The organism is Bacteroides nordii, from assembly GCF_019930665.1.
GTDB classification, from domain to species: Bacteria; Bacteroidota; Bacteroidia; order Bacteroidales; family Bacteroidaceae; genus Bacteroides; species Bacteroides nordii.
Genome location: NZ_CP082886.1, coordinates 1,512,326 through 1,533,305 on the forward strand (window position 1 = coordinate 1,512,326; position 20,980 = coordinate 1,533,305).

Here is a 20,980-nt window from a genome sequence, read left to right on the forward strand (position 1 = left end):
AAGATACGGTTCATATTGATTCTAATAGTTAAATACAGTTTGTCCGACAATTGTGTTTAAGTTCTCCATAGCGAGGAATACATCTTTTTTGAGCTCATACAGTTGCAGGCAGGTTTCTTTGTAACTTTGATAATAGTCGATGAATTCAAGCATGCTGATGTTCCGTTTCCGGAAGTTTTCATTTACTCCTTCGATAAGGCGTCCGAAGTTGTGCTCCAGTTCATCATTGGACGACCGGTACAATTCTACTGCTTTTTGTAGCTGACTATAAGCTGCGTATAACTCCATACGTGCCTTTTCTATGGCATATTCTTCTTCCTTTCCGTTTTGCATAATATCGATTTTAGCCGATTTAATGTTTCCCTGGTTACGGTTGAAGATAGGGACGGAGACACTGACCCCTACGGCGAAGTAGTTGTTGATGAAGTTTCCGGCGCGGTCATACATACCTTTGATTGAAAACTCCGGCGCTGCCATAGAACGCTGTAACTTCAGGTTCGCTTTGGCAGCCGTAACATTGCTATGGGCCATTTTCAGATCAGGACGGACAGAAAGCATATTATCCATATCCGCAAAAGGAACGGCAGCTGTATCCACTTGTTTCAGAATATCATCATCCAGCAGCAGGTCTATATCCTGTCCGGCAGGGAGGCTTAGTAACAAGTTTAGCTCACCACGTAAGTTCACGAGGTTGTTTTCCTGTTCATTCTTCTCTTTACGGAGCGATAGGAGTAAAGATTCCAATCGTGAACTCTCTAACAGAGAGATGTTTCCTTTATTTTGCTGCTCCCTGAAGGCTTTCATCAACAGGCTGAGAGATTCGATCTCTTTGTCGTATATCCCGATAGAGCGGGTGGAGAAACATATTTCAACAAAAGTCTTGTTCAGTTCGCTTCGCAGGGTACGCAATACTTCTTCAAATTGATGTTCGGCTATCTCCTTGTTTACCTTTTCCAGCCGTACCCGTTTATTACGTTGTCCGGCAAGATTGATAACCTGTTCTATTTCGGTAGTGGCTTCTCCTTCTTTTCCTACATCAAAGTACTTACCGTTCAGTCGGTTGTATACATTCTGTTCAAGTGAGATTACGGGATTGTCAAATAACCGTGCCTGTGTCACTTGTGCCTGTGCCTTGTCAATATTATATCGTTCGGCAATTAATGACAGGTTGCGTTCTAAAAACATCTTTTCTGCATCTTTCAGTGATAGCTGCAAAGGAGATTCCTGTGCATGCAGGAGCCCGTAGATAGAAGAGAAAAATAAAATAATAATCAGCCTTTTCATTCTTACTTTTAATTTGCGGACAAAAGTAAGGCTCTCTCTTTGAAAGGCATTCTAAAGGTGATTATAATACACTTAGGTGAGATTAGAAAGTGGTTAGAAATAGGTTTGTTGCTCTGTATACAGAGTTTTTATTGATATATTGAAGAGATTATTATAAAGTGGATTATTTGCTTGGTAGTTAATTTTTTTTATGATAAAAAGGTTGTGTGGTTTAGGAAATATTATTTATATTTCGGCGCAAAATAAACACTATGAGAATAGACTTCTGAACAATAAATGTAATAACTCATCATGGATATAAATATGTTAAGTGTACTGGTGCCTGTCTATAATGAAGAAGAGTGTTTCCTATTACTCTATGAGAGACTGAGTTGCGTACTTTCAAAGCTACCTTGTAAATCTGAAATACTGTTTGTGAATGATGGCAGTAAAGATAACTCTCTGCTTTTGATGAAGGAGGTTCAAAAGAAAGATAAACGGGTATCTTTGGTTGATTTATCACGTAATTTCGGAAAGGAGATTGCAATGGCTGCCGGCATTGACTATATAAAAGGTGATGCATTGGTCATTATTGATGCCGATTTACAGGATCCTCCCGAATTGATTCTTGAAATGTTTAAGGAAATAGAGCAGGGATATGATGATGTGTATGCAAAGCGTTCTAATAGGAAAGGAGAATCCTTTTTGAAGAAAGCCACTTCCAAGCTATACTATAGATTATTAAAAACGATGTCGGATATTCCTATCCAAGAAGATACGGGTGATTATAGGATGTTTAGTAAACGGGCTATTGATGCTTTGCGGCAACTGAAAGAAAATGAGCGGAATATGAAAGGACTGTTTTCTTACATTGGCCTTAAAAAAAAGCCTATATATTATGAGCGGGATGCAAGAGCGGCAGGTTGTACTAAATGGAATTATTGGAAATTGACTAATCTGGCAATTAAAGGTTTTACTTCGTTTTCCAAAACTCCTTTGCGTATTGTGTCGTTAATTGGCGTCGTAGTATCTTTCACGGCATTCGTCTATTTAATAACTGTTGTTGTACGGGCTGCTATTTGGGGAGATCCTGTATCAGGGTATCCGTCATTAATGAGTGTTATTCTTTTTTTAGGAGGAATTCAGTTACTCGCATTAGGGATTATAGGCGAATATTTAGGTATTGTCTTTTCTGAAACGAAGAAAAGGCCTGTCTATTATATAAATGAATACAGTACAAACATTGAAGAAACAAACTAATCTGATTTTCGACTTTTAAACACACAAATAATCATGTACATATTTAAGAAGCAAATAGTTGGTAGCAATCTTTTTGCAAAGACTAATCTATGGTTTACAATTGGCTTTATTCTGACGGCTGCCCTTACGTTTTCGGAAGTAGCACGTGGCAGACAGTATAACTTTATGATATTTAGTGATGCCACCAGAGACTTCTGGAATGGTATTATTCCATATGGAGCAGCATGGGCAGAGGAAAAAGGACACGATGTGTTTCTTTATGGACCTTTGTTTAACATATTCTTTAGCCCGTTTGCTTATCTGCCTTCATGGCTTGCGCCTTTTGTGTGGAACTTAATGAATTTTACGCTCTATTTTATTTCTATATTTACATTACCGGATAAATATACCAAGGAGACAAAATGCAAGATATTCCTGTATACATTGCCTATCTTAGCAACAACGTTGCTGTCATTTCAGTACAATGTAAGTGTTGCTTATTTCTTTCTCTTTTCATTTTCTTTACTGGAACGTGGTAAGTATCTGCCGGCTATCCTGATTATATTGTTATCCGGATTTACTAAAATTTATGGTGTTTTTCAGTTGGGAATGTTGTTGTTTTATCCTAAAGTGTGGAAAAACTTCGGGTATGTTGCATTAATTGCAGCCCTATATATTTTTGTACCATTGATAAAAATACCTGTTATGGAGTTGTCTGGATATTATGAACATTGGTTTAATGGGTTGGCACATCAGAAAACGCTTCGTGTTTTTCATACCTTCTTCTATCTGAAGCCATTCTTTTCGCAACCGCCTGCATGGACTACAATAGCCCAGATATTTGCTATAGTTCTATTGGCTTTTTTGGTTTTAGTAAACCGGTCTAAATACAAGGATTTTGCATTTAGAGTACAGGCACTTGGTATATTGATGGGATGGGTTATTCTTTTCGGTACCTCATCGGAGTATCACACTTATGTAATAGCACTCCTGGGATATATGTTGTGGTATTATAGTCGTCAGCCTTCCCGGATAGATAAAATACTGTATTACAGTAATCTGATTGTATTAGGATTGATGCCGATAGATTTATTTTGCCCTGGTGTAGTATGGCGTTTCTTTTTCCTGACTATGACTCTTAATATCTGGATATTCACAATCACCTGGCTTCGGATGGTTTGGATAACGTTTTGCTCTTCATTTGTTTTTGCCACTCTTTTGCCTTATCTTCGTCCGTCAAAAAGATGATGAAACAGAATAATAATTTATCCGCTAAATACCGGTATCTCTTCTTCGATCTGGATGGTACCGTTACTGATCCTATGCAGGGCATTACCCGCTCTGTAGACTATGCACTCAATCACTTCGGCATCGTTGTGAACGATCTTCGGGAATTGTGTCCTTTTATCGGCCCTCCGCTGAAAGACTCTTTTATGGAGTTTTATCAGTTTACGGAAGCACAGGCAGAGGAGGCAGTGAAAAAATACCGGGAACGGTATTCGGAGACAGGGCTTTATGAGAATGAGGTGTATCCCGGCATTGCCGAACTTCTGGAAAAGGCACGTCAACAAGGATATCAATTGATGATGGCAACTTCCAAACCGGATGTTTTTGCCCGGCTTATTTTGGAACATTTTCATTTGGACGGTTGTTTTTCTTTTGTTGGTGGCAGTGGTCTGGATGGTTCACGACATACGAAAGCAGAGGTGATAGAATATGTGCTGCATGAGAACGGAATTACGGATCTGAACCGTGTGGTGATGATTGGTGACCGGAAGCATGATATCATAGGTGCAAAGGCAGTAGGCATTGATTCAATCGGTGTACTTTATGGATATGGTGACAGAGAGGAACTGACGAAAGCCGGAGCAGATTATATTGTGGAGGACATTGCAGACTTGGGAGAGCTTTTATTGAAGTAACAGAAAATAAACAGGAGAGAGTAATGGATACAAAAAGAACTGTTTTTGTGCGGAGCTTGCTGATGATGTGTCTGCTTTTAATATTGCCTTACGCAAGAGCACAACATCCTTTGACAAAAGAGCTTGACATCTTGTTGCAAGGAAAACAGGCAAAGGTAGGAGTGGCTGTTGTGTTTGAAGGGCGGGAGACATTCACTTACAACAATCCCCATCATTACCCTTTGATGAGTGTTTTTAAGTTTCATCAGGCATTGGCGGTGATGGATTATCTCGATACACGGCAGTTGCCTTTGGAAACAGAAATATATGTTCGCAAAGCAGATCTGCTGCCCGATACTTATAGTCCTTTGAGAGATGCCCGCCCCGAAGGAGAGTTTAATATCTCTGTGGGGGAATTATTGCGGTACAGTATATCGGAGAGTGATAATAACGCCTGTGATATTTTGCTTCGTTATATAGGTGGCACGGGAGTGGTCGATAAATATGTCCGCACGTTGGGTATAGAAGATTTTAAGATTGAGGCAAATGAAGAGAAACTGAATGAAGCTTTTGAATATCAATATCTCAACTGGACTACGCCGTTTGCAGCCGTTCAGGTGATGGAGAAGTTTCGTACAGAAACATTGTTTCGGCATTCCGGATATAAAGAGTATTTAGAGAAGTTAATGATAGGAACTGTTACAGGAAACGATAAGTTAAAAGCCGGATTACCCCGGGAGGTTGTATTTGGGCATAAGACGGGTTCTTCCGGCAGAAACAAATCGGGGCTGAAAGCGGGAGATAATGACATGGGATTTGTCCGTTTGCCCGATGGGAGGCAATATAGTATAGCAGTGTTTGTAACAGATTCCAGAGAAGATGACAAAACGAATGCAACTCTTATTTCCGAGATATCCCGAAAGGTATATGAATATTACAATGCACCCAAAGAGCGAAAAATTCCTTATACCAGCGAACAGAATTTTGCCGATACCATCCCTTTTGAATTTTCTCAGAATCGTATTTTAATTTCCGCTTCAGTGAATGGTACTGAGCGGAAATTTCTTTTTGATACCGGTGCTTCCTCTTTGCTTCTGAATAAAGAGTTGTTAAGTGGCGAAGATACTTATAGAGGAGATAGTGCACGTGATGCCAACGGCGTACGTATTGCTGTAAACATGGCAGATGTAAGGGAGTTGCGTTTAGGAAAACTGCATTTCAATCATTATCCGGCTACTCTTTGGGATATGAATGAGAATAGTCTTTTCAACTGTGAAGGAGTAGACGGGCTGATAGGAAGTGAGATTTTGCAGAATTTATCGGTTAAGATAGATACCAGAAACCAACGGCTGATCCTGACAGACAGGAAAAATCATTTTAAGGCAGAGAAAGGAAAACGGAGACGGATGAAGGTGATAGCAAACTGCCCCCTTTTGGATATAAAGCTATTCCGTAGATTGCAGGAGACCGGAGTACTTTTTGATACGGGAGCTCCGGAACTTTATGACCTCTGCGATGAGGTATTTATTCTATTGAAGAATCGTATGCCTAAAAAGATAGAACGGTGTGTGACGGACTGTGCTTATGGAGCTTCTTCTATTGGCATAACAGGTGCTGGCCGGGATACTTTGCGTTATCGTTTGAGGTTTGACTGGATGAAGATCGGTCCGGTCACTTTCAGGAATGTGATGACAGAAACACATACAGGGGTTACTTCGCGTGTCGGAGCCGGTTTGCTTAACTATGGGCAGATGATTCTTGATTTTCCCCGAAAGCAATATCTTTTCATGCCGTATGACGGTATTTCGTCAGTAATACTGCCTGATACCGGTGGTTCCGGCATTTCATTTATCCCCGAAGAAGGCCGGATCAAAATCGGGTTGGTGTGGGAAAACTCAAAGGCCTACCGGATAGGAGTACGAAGAGGATTCGTTGTAAAAGAGGTCAATGGATATAATGTAGAAGACGACTTTTGTGCTTTGTTGAAACTACGTAGTTCGCGTGCTAAGTCACTCAAGGCAGTCGATTTGCAAGGAAAAGAGCAACTTTTCCTGTTTTCTGAAGAATAATTCTTATCTTTCGGAGGTAAAATAAGGGATTTTTGTTGATGTGGAAATGAGTTAATAAACTTGATTATGGAAACTACAGTGTTGATTACAGCTTTCATCCTCATTGGGCTCGGGGTACTCGTAAAGCGCTTCCCGATTCTTATTGCAGGATATAATACAATGTCTAAAGAAGAGAAAGAAAATGTAGATGTCAAAGGATTGTCTACTTTTATGTGTTATAGTCTGGTGGGAATGGGAACCGTACCTTTACTTACTTATTATGCCTGTCTTGGGGTAGGGCATGCAGACTGGGCCAGTTATTGCATTCTTCTGCCTATACTCTATATTCCGTATCTGATAATCAAGGCAAATAAATTTGATCATAATCCTCCCAAGAAAAGTACGAAGTATGTGGTTGCTATTAGTGTGCTTACTATTGCGGTGATTGCTGCATTTATAGCATATGGTATGAATCCGGCAACTATAAAGATAAAGGAGGATAAGCTGATTTTTACGGGAATGTATGGTACATCCAGAACCCTGGAAGAGATAACCGGGATTTGTTTGATAGACTCTCTTCCCGATATCGGGCTTCGTCTTAATGGACTTTCTATAGGTGGTATAAGTAAAGGGTGGTTCAAGCTGAAAGACGGAGGCAACTGTCTGTTATTACTCTCTTCGCACAGCAAACCCTATATCATGTTTAAGGAGAATACAGGTAAGGAGATATTCTTTAATTCGAAGAACAGTGAAATCACAGAAGCTTTGTATAAGGAGTTGAAGAAGTGGATCCATTAAAAGTAGGTGATAAGGTTTGTAAACAGGGGCATAAATTAACAATGTTAATGCCTTTTCGGAATCCTATTTCTCATACCGATAGAAGTACGTACTTTTAAGATGTAAGAATACGTATTTTACCACGGAAAAAGTACGTATTTAATTGCCCATTAAGTACGTACTTTGGGTGTTTTAAAGTACGTACTTTTGCTTCCAATAAATAGTATTCTAAAACGCTGAAAATGAATGATGTGTTTCCTTCTCTTTAATCTTTTTCCTGTTGCCCTCTTTTTTATCTTCGTTTTAGCAAACCCACTTGCTTATTATTTTGGCAACTATCTTTTATAAACATCTCTCCCTGTTATCGCCTGCTGAACCTTCCCGTGCGGGAAGCACAAAAAATCCTCCCCGGCAAGCTGGAGAGGACCTTATAGTTTTAATCCCATTTTGGTGAATTTGCTTACTATTATTCAGCAGCTTCAGTAGCAGGAGCCTCTTCTGCCGGAGCAGCAGCTTCTTCTGCAGGTGCTTCAGCAGCAGCCTTTTCAGCAGCTTCAGCCGCTTTCTTTTCTGCCAATGCTTTCGCTTTTGCTTCGTTTACTTTCTTTTCAGCTTCTAAACGTGCTTTTGCTTCTGCTTTTTTAGCTTCATCTTCTTTAGCTTTCAGAGTAGCAAGTCCTGTCTGCTTGTTGTTTTTCCAAGCTTCGAATTTTGCTTCAGCTTCAGCTTCGCCAAATGCACCTTTAGCTACACCGCCAAGGAGATGTTTCTTCATGTAAACACCTTCGCGAGAAAGGATGTTGCGTACAGTATCGGTAGGTTGTGCACCTTTCAATACCCATGCCAATGCAGCGTCGAAATTCAAATCTACTGTAGCAGGATTGGTGTTCGGGTTGTAAGTACCAATCTTCTCTGTAAATTTACCATCACGTGGTGCTCTGCTGTCTGCAATTACAATTGAATAAAACGCGTAACTTTTACGTCCGTGTCTTTGCAATCTGATTTTGGTTGCCATTTTAAATAAATGTTTTTAATTAATGATTTGAATTAATGCTACTAACTCGTAATAGCGGGCGCAAAGATACGGTTTTAGTTTGAACTGGCAAAGTATCTTACTGATTATTTGCAATATGCGGATTCTGATGTAGGGCTGTATTTATCTTTTTTGATATTCCTGTGGTGTCATTCCCGTTCTTCTCTTGAAGAATTTGCAAAAGAAAGAGGGATTGGGGAAATTCAATTCATCAGCAATTTGATAAACCATTAAGTTACTATGTTTTAGTAAGACTTGAGCTTCGAGCGTGACGGCCTGATTAATCCATTCCATTACCGTCTGTTGGCTTACTTGTCGTATGACGGTATTCAGATAACGAGGGGTAAGGCAGAGTTTATCTGCATAGAAACTTACGGTACGTTCTTTTTTATTGTACTCGTTGACCAGAGCAATAAACCGGCGGAATAATTCTTCCTGGTGTGAGGGCGATTGGTTGATGCTGCTTTGGTTCTTTTTTTGTATATACCTTATATTATATAGAAGCGCTGTAAGCAGATGCTGTACTACTTCTTTCCGGAAAGTGGATTCTTGTACTGTTTCCCAGATCAGTGAGAAGTACATTCCCATTTCGTCCCATTCTTTATTCGTCAGTTTTATCACGATACCCTGTTTCATATATGAATCGGTCAGATCTTCTCTGTGGGGAACAGGCAAAAAAATGTTACTTGCTACAATCACTTGAAAATCATAGTCGGGGGAAAAGCTTATCACCTGAATGATGGAGTCCGGTGGGGTGATAATTATCATTTCCGGAAAAGCATCGTATTCTATCAGATTGACTGATATACGGGCTCTTCCTCGTAAGGCGCGGATAATCCGTCCCTCTTTGGTACGGTAGGGTTGTCCTATTTTAAAGAGATAGCTATCTAATCCGGCAAAACTAATGACGATACCAAAATCGGGATTTATATACCTATACTCATTGTTACGTGCAATTTGGGTATGTTTTAGTAAGTCGAGTGCCAGTTCGAGAGGCTTATTCTTTTCTTCCATAACAGACAGGAGTTGTTGTATTTTTCACAAAGATACAATATGAAGATAAGACTACATTGTAATCTACAGGTGAATTTTATTCAAATCTGTTCATTATCGAACTAATGGGACATCATTGCAAACTATTGGAACCTGGTTGCATGTTCTATTTACCTATCTTTGCAGAAAAGAAATTAATAGAGAAGAAGAATATGAAACGAATGATTCTTTCATTATCATTTCTGCTGGCTGTATCGTGTATGTACGGACAGATAACTTTGGAAGAGTGTCGGCAGAAAACGCAGGACAACTATCCGTTAGTGAGGCAGTATGGTCTTATAGAAAAAACTAAAGAGTATAATCTGAATAATGCTTCGAAAGGATATCTGCCGCAGTTTGCCCTTTCGGCAAAGGCCAGTTATCAGAGTGATGTGACCGAACTTCCTGTAAAAATTCCCGGAATAGATATTAAAGGTCAGCCCAAGGATCAGTATCAGGTGATGTTAGAGCTGAAACAGAACATTTGGGATGGTGGAGAGATACATACTAAAAAAGAGATGACCCTTGCGTCTTCTGATGTGGAACGGGAGAAGTTGAATGTAGAGATGTATGCTCTGAATGAGAGAGTAGATCAATTGTATTTCAGTATTCTCTTGTTGGATGAACAGCTTATACAAAATCAGCTTTTGCAAGACGAACTGGAGCGTAGTTTCCGGCAGATCAGTGCTTATATGGAGAATGGAATAGCCAGTCAGTCTGATCTTGATGCTGTAAAAGTGGAACAGTTGAATACCCGGCAGAAGCGGGTGGAGCTTTCCGCTTCGAGACAGGCCTATGTACAGATGCTGGCATTACTGACAGGGGAGGATCTGACGGAAAATACCACGTTGAAGAAACCTGTGGAAAGTGAGGTATCTCCTTTGGGAGATATACGTCGTCCGGAATTGATATGGTTTGATGCACAAAATCAACGTTTGCAAATACAGGAAGAAGCATTGAAAACAGGTTATATGCCTCGTTTCGGACTTTTTGTACAGGGAGCTTATGGCAATCCCGGATTGAATATGCTGAAAGATGAGTTTTCTCCTTTTTATGTAGCAGGAGTACGGTTGTCGTGGAACTTCGGGAGTTTATATACATTGCGAAATGATAAAAAACTGATATCGACCAATAAGCAGCAATTGCAAAACAACCGGGATGTCTTTCTTTTTAATACCCGCCTGCAAGCTACCCAACAAAACAGTGGTATTGTTTCTATGCGGAAACAGATGCAGGATGATGAAGAGATTATTCGTCTGCGCACTAATATCCGTCTGGCAGCTGAAGCAAAAGTGGCAAACGGTACACTGACTGTTACGGATCTGTTACGTGAGATTACTTCAGAGAGTATGGCACGGCAGACCAAAGCTCTACACGAAATTCAATTGCTGATGAATATCTGGAAACTAAAATATACCATTAATTTATAAAATAGCCCTGTTATGAAACGAATGAAATTTATAGGATTTTCTTCCCTACTGTTTATAGCTGCTGCTTGTGGAAGCGGTAGTCCCGATTATGATGCTACCGGAACATTTGAAACAACCGAAGTACTCGTGTCTTCCGAAGCAACCGGTAAATTATTGAGTCTGGAAGTAGAAGAAGGCACACCTGTAAAAGCCGGTCAGCAGGTGGGACTTGTAGATACTGTTCAGCTTTATCTGAAGAAGATACAATTGGAAGCTAATGTGAAGTCGGTAGAAGATCAGCGACCTGATATCCTGAAACAGGTAGCTGCTTTAAAAGAACAGATTGTCACTGCCGAACGTGAGAAACGTCGTGTTGAAAATCTGTTGAAGGCGGGAGCTGCCAATCAAAAACAACTGGATGATGCGGATGCACATCTTTCTGTACTTCAACGGCAATTGATTGCCCAGGGTTCAACCTTGCTCAACAGCCGGCAAAGCCTTACGTGGCAAAGTTCTTCAGTAGGTATTCAGGTGGCACAGATAGAAGATCAATTAATGAAATGCCATATTACATCTCCTCTTAATGGGATGGTTCTTGCCAAATATGCCGAAGCCGGTGAGCTGGCTACTATGGGGAAACCCTTGTTTAAAGTGGCGGATATGGAACAGATGTATATTCGTGCCTATATAACCTCTGAACAGCTTTCACAGGTGAAACTTGGACAGAAGGCGACTGTATTTTCAGACTACGGCAATGATACCCGAAAAGAGTATCCGGGAGTTGTTACCTGGATATCTGACCGTTCGGAATTTACCCCTAAGACCATCCTTACTAAAGATGAGCGTGCTAATTTAGTATATGCAGTGAAGATATCCGTGAAGAATGACGGGTACTTGAAAATAGGGATGTATGGAGGAGTTTGTTTTAATTGAAAATGGAAAGTTGAAAGTTGAAAATGAGAGTTGAAAGTTGTGGGAAATAGAAAAAGTTAGGAGATGGAGATGGAAGTAGTGGTAGATAATATAAGCAAACGTTATGGGAAGGTGGAGGCGCTTCGTGGAGTTTCTTTTGCTGTGAAACCCGGTGAACTTTTTGGACTTATTGGTCCGGACGGAGCAGGGAAGAGTACACTGTTTCGTATACTTACTACTTTATTGCTTGCCGATGAAGGTACGGCTACTGTAGGTGGAGCGGATGTGGTGAAAGATTATAAAGAGATTCGCCGGAAAGTAGGTTATATGCCCGGTGGGTTTTCACTTTACCAGGACCTGACGGTGGAAGAGAACCTGAACTTTTTTGCTACCGTTTTTCACACTACAATAGAAGAAAATTATGATTTGGTGAAGGATATCTATCAGCAGATAGAACCTTTTAAGAAACGTCGTGCAGGAGCATTGTCGGGGGGAATGAAACAGAAACTTGCATTAAGCTGTGCTTTGATTCATAAACCGGATATTCTTTTTCTGGATGAACCTACTACCGGAGTCGATCCTGTTTCCCGCAAAGAGTTTTGGGAAATGCTGCGTCGTCTCAAAGAGCAGGGTATTACTATTATAGCCTCTACGCCTATCATGGATGAAGCCCGTCAGTGTGACCGGATCGCATTTATCAACGAAGGACAAATACATGGCATTGATACTCCGGAATGTATCCTTCGGGAATTTGCCCATATCCTGTGTCCACCGGGATTGGAACGGGAGGAGTTGCGTCATAAAGGCGAAACTGTTATCGAAGTTGATAACCTCTGTAAGCGTTTTGGTACGTTTACCGCTGTAGATCATATCTCGTTTCAGGTAAATCGTGGTGAAATTTTTGGTTTCCTGGGCGCCAATGGTGCCGGAAAGACAACTGCTATGCGTATGCTTTGCGGACTAAGTAAACCGACTTTCGGCAGTGGTAGGGTAGCCGGATTTGATCTTTTCACTCAGTCTGAAGAAATTAAGAAAAATATAGGCTATATGAGTCAGAAGTTTTCTTTGTACGAGGATCTTAAAGTCTGGGAAAACATTCGCCTCTTTGCCGGTATATATGGTATGAAAGAGAGGGAGATAGCTAATAAAACCGATGAGTTATTGGAACGTCTTGGTTTTACTGCCGAACGTGAGACGCTTGTGAAAAGCCTCCCCCTGGGATGGAAACAAAAACTGGCCTTTTCAGTCTCTATTTTTCATGAACCGAAGATTGTTTTTTTAGATGAGCCGACCGGAGGAGTAGATCCTGCCACCCGCCGTCAATTCTGGGAACTCATTTATCAGGCTGCCGACCGTGGTATAACCGTCTTTGTTACCACCCATTATATGGATGAGGCTGAGTATTGTGACCGTGTTTCTATTATGGTGGATGGACGTATTGAAGCTCTTGATACTCCCCGTGAACTCAAAGAGAAGTTCCATGCGCAAACAATGGATGACGTATTTCAACAATTGGCTCGTAAGGCCGTTCGTAAAGCAGATTAAATTATGAAACAGTTTTTTGCCTTTGTAAGAAAAGAATTTTATCATATTTTCCGTGACCGGAGAACGATGCTAATCCTTTTGGGTATGCCTGTCGTTCAGATTATCCTCTTTGGTTTTGCTATCTCTACAGAGGTGAAAAATGTGCGGGTGGTGGTGCTTGATCCCAGTAATGATGTGATGACTCGTCGTATTGTAGACCGTATCGGTGCCAGCGAATACTTTAGGATGGAGCGCATGATACACTCTCCGGAAGAGTTGGAAGCGATTTTTCGTGAAGGAGATGCCGATCTGGCTATTGTATTTAGTACCCGTTTTGCTGATGGCATTTATAGCGGTGACTCACAAATACAGCTTGTGGCCGATGCTACTGATCCCAATATGGCAACTACCCGAACGAACTATGCTGCCGGTATCATTGCTTCCGTACAGCAGGAAATGCTGCCTCCGGGCGTGTCGGTTGCCACTATTGTGCCGGATGTGAAATTGCTCTATAATCCGCAGATGAAGAGTACTTATAATTTTGTACCTGGTGTGATGGGGCTTATACTTATGCTGATTTGTGCGATGATGACTTCTATTTCGATTGTTCGTGAGAAGGAAACCGGTACGATGGAAATTTTGCTGGTCTCTCCGGTGAAACCGCTTTTCGTTATTTTGTCAAAGGCAGTACCTTATTTTGTATTGTCGTTCATCAACCTGGTCACTATTCTGTTGCTGTCAGTTTATGTACTGCATGTGCCGGTAGCAGGCAGCCTGTTTTGGTTGATAACGGTGTCTTTGTTATTTATATTCGTGTCGTTGGCATTAGGGCTACTCATCTCTTCTGTGACACGGACACAGGTGGCTGCCATGCTTGCTTCGGGGTTGATACTGATGATGCCGACAATGATTCTTTCCGGTATGATTTTTCCTATAGAGAGTATGCCGTTGGTGTTGCAGATTATTTCTGATATATTGCCTGCCCGTTGGTATATTCAGGCTGTTCGTAAACTGATGATTGAAGGGGTGGATATTACGCTGGTTTTGAAAGAAGTAGGCATTCTGGCATTAATGGCAGCAGTACTGATAACGATTAGTTTTAAAAAGTTTAAAAATAGATTGGAATGATAGATCAACCAGGGAGAATTAACCAATATAATTAACCAACTAAAACGTGCCAGCCAATTGGTACATTATCACATTGGCATATTGACACATTATTGAATATGATAAAGTTTCTCATAGAAAAAGAATTCAAGCAGTTGTTTCGCAACTCCTTTCTTCCGCGTCTCATACTTGTTTTTCCTTGTATGATTATGATTCTGATGCCTTGGGCTATGAATCTGGAGATACGGAATGTTTCTCTCAATATTGTAGACAATGATCATTCTGTTACTTCTCGCCGGTTGGTTGATAAGATTTCCGCTTCTACTTATTTTCGTCTGACAGCGCTTCCTGATTCTTATGATGAGGCGTTAAAGAACGTGGAAGCTGGTGATGCCGATATTATTCTTGAAATCCCGCGTGATTTTGAAAAGGATTGTACTGTAGGGCGTAGTCCTCACGTTCTCATTGCTGCTAATGCAGTGAATGGTACCAAGGGTGGTCTTGGCGGCTCTTATCTATCTAATATCATTCAAAGTTATGCTTCTGAAGTAGTGGCGCTTCCCGCAGTGCTTCCTGCACGGGGAGATACGCCGGGCGATGTAAGTGGCATGGTGAATTCCCAACTTTCAACTCCCAACTCCCAACCTTCAACTAACTATACAACTCTCAATTTATTCAATCCTAACCTTAATTATAAATTGTTCATGATCCCGGCTCTTATGGTAATGTTGCTTACCCTTATTTGTGGCTTTTTACCTGCTCTCAACATTGTCAGTGAGAAGGAAGTTGGTACTATTGAGCAAATAAATGTTACGCCAGTAGGTAAATTTACTTTTATTCTGGCAAAGCTCTTTCCGTATTGGCTCATTGGTTTTGTGGTACTTACCATTTGTTTCATTCTGGCCTGGTTACTTTACGGTATCTTGCCTGTCGGACATTTTCTTGTAATTTACTTTTTCGCTATTCTTTTCGTCCTTTCCATGTCCGGATTGGGACTGGTTATCTCCAATCATTCTGCTACCATGCAACAAGCTATGTTTGTTATGTGGTTTTGTATGCTAATTTTTATTCTTATGAGTGGGTTGTTTACTCCTATTAGCAGTATGCCGGAATGGGCACAGGCGATTACTATCTTCAATCCGTTAAAGTATTTAATGCAGGTAATGCGTATGGTTTATCTGAAGGGGAGTGGTTTTACGGATATGTTACCACAATTGGGAGCATTATTGGCATTTGTTTTATTTTTTAATGTATGGGCTGTACGAAGCTATCGAAAGAGGGCGTAGGTTTCACTTGTTTTGTGTAAGAAGTATGATTAAAAAAAGAGGATACCCCTTGAATGAAGTGTATCCTCTTTTTATTTAATTCTATAGTAAAATTTGTCTTATAATTATTTTATCTCGATGGTTCTTTCAGGTTTCTTAATCTCTTCTTCGCTAAGCTTTGGAAGTTCAATGGCAAGAACACCATTTTCAACCTGAGCTGAAATCTTTTCTTTGTCTACGTTATCAGGCAAAATCATTGTTTGCTGGAACTTGGAGTATGAGAACTCACGGCGCAGATAGCGACCGTCTTTCTTTTCTTCCTTGTTTTCTGTTTTCTTCTCCATAGAAATGACGAGATTATTATCTTCATCGATACGGATGTTGAAATCTTCCTTCGTCATACCCGGAGCAGCCACTTCTACTTTGTATTCTTTTTCTGATTCGATCACATTAATAGCAGGTGCAGTAGCATTTGCTTTTACCATCCATTCATTATCAAAGAAATCGTTAAAGATACTTGGTAACCAGTTCTGAGTTCTTCTAACAGGCATCATAATTTTAGTCTCCTATCTTTTAGTTAAACATTCGGTTAATTAATGAACTTCCGTTCCGTTTCCGGAACCGTTGTCCATTAATAATTAAGCAAAACATATGCCAAGGCATTTTTGTTCTTGTGTTTGACTATTTGTCAGAATTGAAGTGCCAAAGTTTCGCTGTTTATGCCATAATGTTACTTGTTTTTGTTTATTTTATATAAGATAGATAGATTTTTGTTTTTTCTCCTATTGTTTTATTAGCTTAAACCGTATCCTCAATACTTTTTTTTCTTCATCATAATCGTGACTGATGATTTTGAATGTATCTATTTCAGAGGTATTTTCTACATGTAGTCCGATGCAGGCACAAGCATCATAATTTCCTATACGGACAATGCGTAGAGTTTCACTTGCATCTTCCGGCAGCTTACTAAGGTCTACGATGTCTTTAGCTTCTTCTTTGGGCATGAATTCAATTGTTACAGGGAGATGTTGATTGATAACTTCATTTACTTTATCTTCTACAGCCTGTATTTGTTCATCAGTAGGGCAGGAAGAAAGTTCGTAGTCACATTTACTTTTTTTCTTTTCTATGTGAGCCGTTCGCGAGCGTGGACAGCCAAAAGTTTTCACCATGGTTGCGTTCAGAATGTGTTCTACTGAATGCATAGGAGGATACTCCTGCTTATTGTGATCGTTGAGCTGAGGTTGTTGTTCCATAATTATTTTAATAGTTTTTTATTCTTGGTATCTTCAACTTACAAATTCTATATATTGATTTATAGTTTTATTTGAATGAAACAATCTGTGTATTTTATCAATAGAAGTATGTTAGAATACATTTTGTCTTATTATAATCTTGATAAAGCTTTGAATTTTATTTATATGATAATACTTGGCTGTTTGGAGGAAATATCTGTATTGCAAATGTATTACTATTTTTAGAGAAAGCAAACGTATAGACATAAAAAAAGGAGCAACGCCTTGCTCCAACCTTTGTTAACCTTAAATCTAATACTATGAAAAACACATTGCAAATGTACGGGTTTTCCGGATATTAGCAAATTTAGGGGAAGAAAAAATATGTTTTATAACATTGATTAATACTTTTCTTATTGAATTCTATTTTTATTAAGAGTTTCTGCTTATTCCTCCCACTTCTCTTTCATAAGATCTTCCAGTTTCAGCAATTCGTCACGATATTGCGCTGCTTCTATGAATTCCAACTTCTTGGCAGCTTCCTGCATTAACTTGCGTGTACGGTCTATACTCTTTTGCATCTGAGCTTTAGTCATATATTGGATGATCGGATCAGCAGCCACATTGGGGCTCGATGGTTCTATATAGACTTGTTTCTCTTTCAGTATTTCCTCGGTATTGTTTCCACCGAATACTGCGAGATTACGTGCTTTCTTTATTTGTTGTGGGGTGATGCCATTTGCTTCATTATAGGCAAGCTGTTTTTCCCGGCGTCGGTTGGTTTCGTCAATTGTCAACTGCATACTTTCCGTCATTTTGTCTGCATACATGATTACTTTTCCGTTTACGTTTCGGGCAGCACGTCCGGCAGTTTGTGTCAGAGAACGATGGGAGCGCAGGAAGCCCTCTTTGTCTGCATCAAGGATGGCAACCAGAGATACTTCTGGTAAATCAAGTCCTTCACGCAAGAGATTTACGCCGATCAATACATCGTATACACCTTGGCGAAGGTCATCCATAATTTTCACACGCTCAAGCGTATCTACATCGCTGTGGATATAGTTGCATCGCACATTGTTATTAAGCAAATATTCTGTTAATTCCTCAGCCATACGCTTGGTTAAAGTCGTCACAAGAGTACGCTCTTCTTTTTCGATACGTATCTGAATTTCTTCCATAAGATCATCTATCTGGTTGAGGCTGGGACGTACCTCAATCACAGGGTCAAGCAGACCGGTAGGTCGGATTACTTGTTCCACAATAATACCTTCGGACTGCACCAGTTCGTAATCGGCCGGAGTTGCACTGACATAAATAACCTGTTTGGCCATTTCCTGGAACTCTTCAAATTTAAGAGGACGGTTGTCCATGGCTGCAGGTAGGCGAAAACCATATTCTACCAGATTGATTTTTCGGGCGCGGTCACCACCATACATAGCACGTATCTGTGGGACGCTAACATGGCTTTCGTCTATAACAATTAGAAAGTCATCCGGGAAAAAGTCGAGCAGGCAATAGGGGCGGGTACCGGCACTGCGACCATCAAAATAACGTGAATAGTTCTCAATACCGGAACAGTGCCCCAGCTCGCGAATCATTTCCATATCATACGTCACCCGTTCATAAAGACGCTTGGCTTCATATTCTTTTCCGATAGATTCGAAAAAGGCTACTTGCTTGGTAAGGTCATCTTCTATTTCGTGGATAGCACGTAGAGTTGCCTCTTTGGTTGTCATGAATAAATTAGCCGGGTATATTTTGTATGATTCAAAAGGAGCAATTGTTATGCCTGAGATCGGATCTACTTCTTCAATTCCATCAATTTCATCTCCCCAAAAAGTCACTCGCAGGATGGTATCGGAATAGGCCAGATAAATGTCTACTGTATCACCTTTTACACGGAAGTTACCACGATTCAGATCCAGGTCATTGCGTACATAAAGGCTGTCTACGAGACGGCGCAGAAATACATTACGATCCAGCATACGCCCCCGTTCCACTTCTATGACATTGTCATAGAAGTCGGATGGATTTCCCATACCATAGATGCATGAAACAGAAGAAACTACCACTACATCTTTACGTCCTGAGAGTAGGGAAGAAGTGGCGGCAAGCCGTAGCTTATCTATTTCATCATTGATGGCAAGATCTTTTTCGATATACGTATCAGAGCTGGGAAGATAGGCTTCCGGCTGATAATAATCGTAGTATGAAACATAGTATTCCACAGCGTTGTTGGGGAAAAATCCTTTAAATTCACTGTATAGCTGGGCGGCCAGCGTTTTGTTGTGGCTCAATATCAATGTAGGTTTGTTGATATTAGCTATGACGTTGGCTATAGTAAACGTCTTTCCTGAGCCCGTAACACCCAATAGGGTCTGGGCAGGTAATCCTTGTTTTATACCTTCGGTTAATTGGGCAATAGCCTCAGGCTGGTCGCCTGTAGGCTTATAGGCGGATGTTAATTCAAAATTCATGTTTTTGTTTTAAAAGGGGGAGCAATATTCGGGAAAATAGTTGAGATAAACAAATTGTTTTTCCAAATAAATCCTTTACTTTGCAACAGTTTATTATAAAACATCGCTGGAGTTGATGTGAAGCTGTTTAAAAGATGGTTGATGGAGAGGCAAATCTGCAAAGAAACAAAGGTTTGAATTATCTCATGAATCGTTTTTTTATCCTTCTAAATGGATGACTGTAAAGCGCTGGTAATCAACGCTTATAAAAGTGTACACTTTGGTGGGTCAATATTGTACACTTTTGTATGGTAAGAGTGTACATTGTTGTGAGGTAAAAGTGTACACTTTATTATTTCTTGTTTGATTTAGCCGAAATTTACTCAATTATTTATTTAATTCCCTCAGCGGGTTGTGTAAAGAAAAAACAGATTAATACAAATATAAATACAACGAGAAACATGATTTGGAACGAAAGTATCGAATGCATGGACCGTGAGAGTCTTCGCAAAATCCAAAGTATACGGCTCAAAAAAATTGTGGAGCACGTTTATCACAACACCCCCTTTTATCGCAAAAAGATGCAGGAGTTAGGAATTACTCCGGATGATATTAACAGCATTGATGACATTGTAAAATTACCGTTTACCACCAAGTACGATTTGAGAGATAATTATCCGTTCGGATTATGTGCGGTTCCAATGAGTCAGATTGTGCGTATTCATGCCTCTTCAGGGACAACGGGTAAACCGACTGTCGTGGGGTATACCCGTAAGGACTTGTCGTCGTGGACGGAATGTTTATCACGTGCCTTTACTGCTTATGGAGCTGACAGCTCGGATATTTTCCAGGTGTCTTATGGTTATGGTTTGTTTACCGGTGGACTGGGGGCTCATGCCGGAGCTGAGAATATCGGAGCATCGGTTATTCCCATGTCAAGTGGCAATACAGAAAAACAAATTACTCTGATGCATGACTTTGGCTCTACTTTGTTGTGTTGTACGCCTTCTTATGCGCTTTATCTGGCGGATGCGATTAAAGATTCCGGATTGCCCCGTGAAGAGTTTAAGCTGAAAGCCGGTGCTTTCGGAGCTGAGCCGTGGACGGAGAATATGCGTCGTGAAATAGAAGAAAAGCTGGGCATTAAAGCTTATGATATATATGGATTGAGTGAAATTGCCGGCCCCGGGGTAGGTTATGAGTGTGAATGCCAGCATGGTACACATTTAAATGAAGACCATTATTTTCCTGAAATAATCGATCCTCTTACACTGCAACCTGTTGAACCAGGACAAACCGGTGAACTTGTTTTCACTCATCTTACCAAAGAAGGAATGCCTTTATTGCGTTATCGTACAAAAGATCTTACTGCTTTACATTATGATAAATGTAATTGTGGACGTACGTTAGTGCGTATGGATCGTATCCTGGGACGTAGTGATGATATGCTTATTATCCGTGGAGTCAATGTATTCCCAACTCAGATTGAGTCTGTCATCCTTGAGATGCCGGAATTCGAACCACATTATCTGTTGATTATTGATCGTAAGAATAATACGGATACGATGGAGCTGAAAGTGGAAGTTCGTGAAGACGCTTATTCTGACGAGATTAATAAAATGCTGGCATTGAAGAAGAAACTTACTTCTCGTCTGCAGAGTGTGTTGGGATTGGGAGTAGATGTGAAGCTGGTTGAACCACGTAGTATTGAACGTAGCGTAGGCAAAGCGAAGAGGGTGATTGATAATAGAAAATTGTAAGTTGTAACTTTTTAAATTT

General features: G+C 40.4%; 17 protein-coding genes. 11 read left to right on the top strand and 6 right to left on the bottom strand.

Annotated elements, in window-relative coordinates; genetic code table 11:
- Positions 1–21: 21 nt before the first annotated feature.
- The gene (locus K8P02_RS05840) at positions 22–1,284 is read right to left on the bottom strand and encodes a TolC family protein (RefSeq protein ID WP_025867741.1); all 1,263 of its coding nucleotides are present in this window, start codon (positions 1,282–1,284) and stop codon (positions 22–24) included.
- Positions 1,285–1,575: 291 nt separating this feature from the next.
- On the opposite strand from K8P02_RS05840, the gene K8P02_RS05845 reads away from it, so the two are divergent.
- The 5 genes from K8P02_RS05845 to K8P02_RS05865 all read left to right on the top strand — a co-directional run bounded on the left by K8P02_RS05845 (position 1,576) and on the right by K8P02_RS05865 (position 7,249).
- On the top strand, positions 1,576–2,523 hold the full coding sequence (locus K8P02_RS05845; protein ID WP_007486008.1) for a glycosyltransferase family 2 protein: 948 nt from the start codon (positions 1,576–1,578) through the stop codon (positions 2,521–2,523).
- Positions 2,524–2,556: 33 nt separating this feature from the next.
- Positions 2,557–3,750 carry a glycosyltransferase family 87 protein gene (locus K8P02_RS05850; protein WP_025867743.1) on the top strand — a complete coding sequence of 398 codons (1,194 nt, stop codon included), beginning with the start codon at positions 2,557–2,559 and terminating at the stop codon, positions 3,748–3,750.
- Positions 3,750–4,424: an HAD family hydrolase gene (locus K8P02_RS05855; RefSeq protein ID WP_025867744.1), complete on the top strand. Its 675-nt coding sequence runs from the start codon at positions 3,750–3,752 to the stop codon at positions 4,422–4,424. Before K8P02_RS05850 ends, K8P02_RS05855 begins: the two co-directional genes overlap by 1 nt.
- A 23-nt stretch (positions 4,425–4,447) precedes the next feature.
- Positions 4,448–6,472, top strand: coding sequence for a class A beta-lactamase, subclass A2 (bla, locus tag K8P02_RS05860; protein WP_025867745.1), 2,025 nt, complete (start codon positions 4,448–4,450; stop codon positions 6,470–6,472).
- A gap of 66 nt (positions 6,473–6,538) precedes the next feature.
- Positions 6,539–7,249: a DUF3784 domain-containing protein gene (locus K8P02_RS05865; RefSeq protein WP_002562660.1), complete on the top strand. Its 711-nt coding sequence runs from the start codon at positions 6,539–6,541 to the stop codon at positions 7,247–7,249.
- A gap of 445 nt (positions 7,250–7,694) precedes the next feature.
- Here K8P02_RS05865 and K8P02_RS05870 read toward each other — a convergent pair whose 3' ends face one another.
- Complete coding sequence (locus tag K8P02_RS05870; RefSeq protein ID WP_002562659.1) at positions 7,695–8,243, bottom strand: 30S ribosomal protein S16; 549 nt, start codon at positions 8,241–8,243, stop codon at positions 7,695–7,697.
- A 141-nt stretch (positions 8,244–8,384) separates the two neighbouring features.
- Positions 8,385–9,275, bottom strand: coding sequence for a helix-turn-helix domain-containing protein (locus tag K8P02_RS05875; RefSeq protein WP_025867746.1), 891 nt, complete (start codon positions 9,273–9,275; stop codon positions 8,385–8,387).
- A 191-nt stretch (positions 9,276–9,466) separates the two neighbouring features.
- Here K8P02_RS05875 and K8P02_RS05880 point away from each other — a divergent pair, with 191 nt between their 5' ends.
- The 5 genes from K8P02_RS05880 to K8P02_RS05900 all read left to right on the top strand — a co-directional run bounded on the left by K8P02_RS05880 (position 9,467) and on the right by K8P02_RS05900 (position 15,531).
- On the top strand, positions 9,467–10,723 hold the full coding sequence (locus K8P02_RS05880) for a TolC family protein (RefSeq protein WP_007486000.1): 1,257 nt from the start codon (positions 9,467–9,469) through the stop codon (positions 10,721–10,723).
- Positions 10,724–10,735: 12 nt separating this feature from the next.
- Positions 10,736–11,635, top strand: a complete 900-nt coding sequence (locus tag K8P02_RS05885) for an HlyD family secretion protein (protein ID WP_007485998.1) — start codon at positions 10,736–10,738, stop codon at positions 11,633–11,635.
- Between the two features lie 63 nt (positions 11,636–11,698).
- On the top strand, positions 11,699–13,159 hold the full coding sequence (locus K8P02_RS05890) for an ATP-binding cassette domain-containing protein (RefSeq protein WP_025867747.1): 1,461 nt from the start codon (positions 11,699–11,701) through the stop codon (positions 13,157–13,159).
- Positions 13,160–13,162: 3 nt separating this feature from the next.
- Positions 13,163–14,266, top strand: coding sequence for an ABC transporter permease (locus K8P02_RS05895; protein WP_007485996.1), 1,104 nt, complete (start codon positions 13,163–13,165; stop codon positions 14,264–14,266).
- Between the two features lie 98 nt (positions 14,267–14,364).
- A complete protein-coding gene (locus tag K8P02_RS05900) occupies positions 14,365–15,531 on the top strand; it encodes an ABC transporter permease (protein WP_025867748.1) in 1,167 nt (388 codons plus the stop codon).
- Positions 15,532–15,635: 104 nt separating this feature from the next.
- Here the strand turns inward: K8P02_RS05900 and K8P02_RS05905 are convergent, their stop codons facing one another.
- The 3 genes from K8P02_RS05905 to uvrB all read right to left on the bottom strand — a co-directional run bounded on the left by K8P02_RS05905 (position 15,636) and on the right by uvrB (position 19,222).
- Entirely contained in the window at positions 15,636–16,064 is a 429-nt protein-coding gene (locus K8P02_RS05905; protein WP_025867749.1) for an Hsp20/alpha crystallin family protein, read from the bottom strand.
- A 228-nt stretch (positions 16,065–16,292) separates the two neighbouring features.
- Positions 16,293–16,766, bottom strand: a complete 474-nt coding sequence (locus K8P02_RS05910; RefSeq protein WP_002562650.1) for an alanyl-tRNA editing protein — start codon at positions 16,764–16,766, stop codon at positions 16,293–16,295.
- 425 nt (positions 16,767–17,191) lie between these two features.
- Complete coding sequence (uvrB, locus tag K8P02_RS05915; protein WP_223382113.1) at positions 17,192–19,222, bottom strand: excinuclease ABC subunit UvrB; 2,031 nt, start codon at positions 19,220–19,222, stop codon at positions 17,192–17,194.
- Between the two features lie 440 nt (positions 19,223–19,662).
- On the opposite strand from uvrB, the gene K8P02_RS05920 reads away from it, so the two are divergent.
- Positions 19,663–20,961: a phenylacetate--CoA ligase family protein gene (locus K8P02_RS05920; RefSeq protein WP_002562648.1), complete on the top strand. Its 1,299-nt coding sequence runs from the start codon at positions 19,663–19,665 to the stop codon at positions 20,959–20,961.
- Positions 20,962–20,980: the final 19 nt, after the last annotated feature.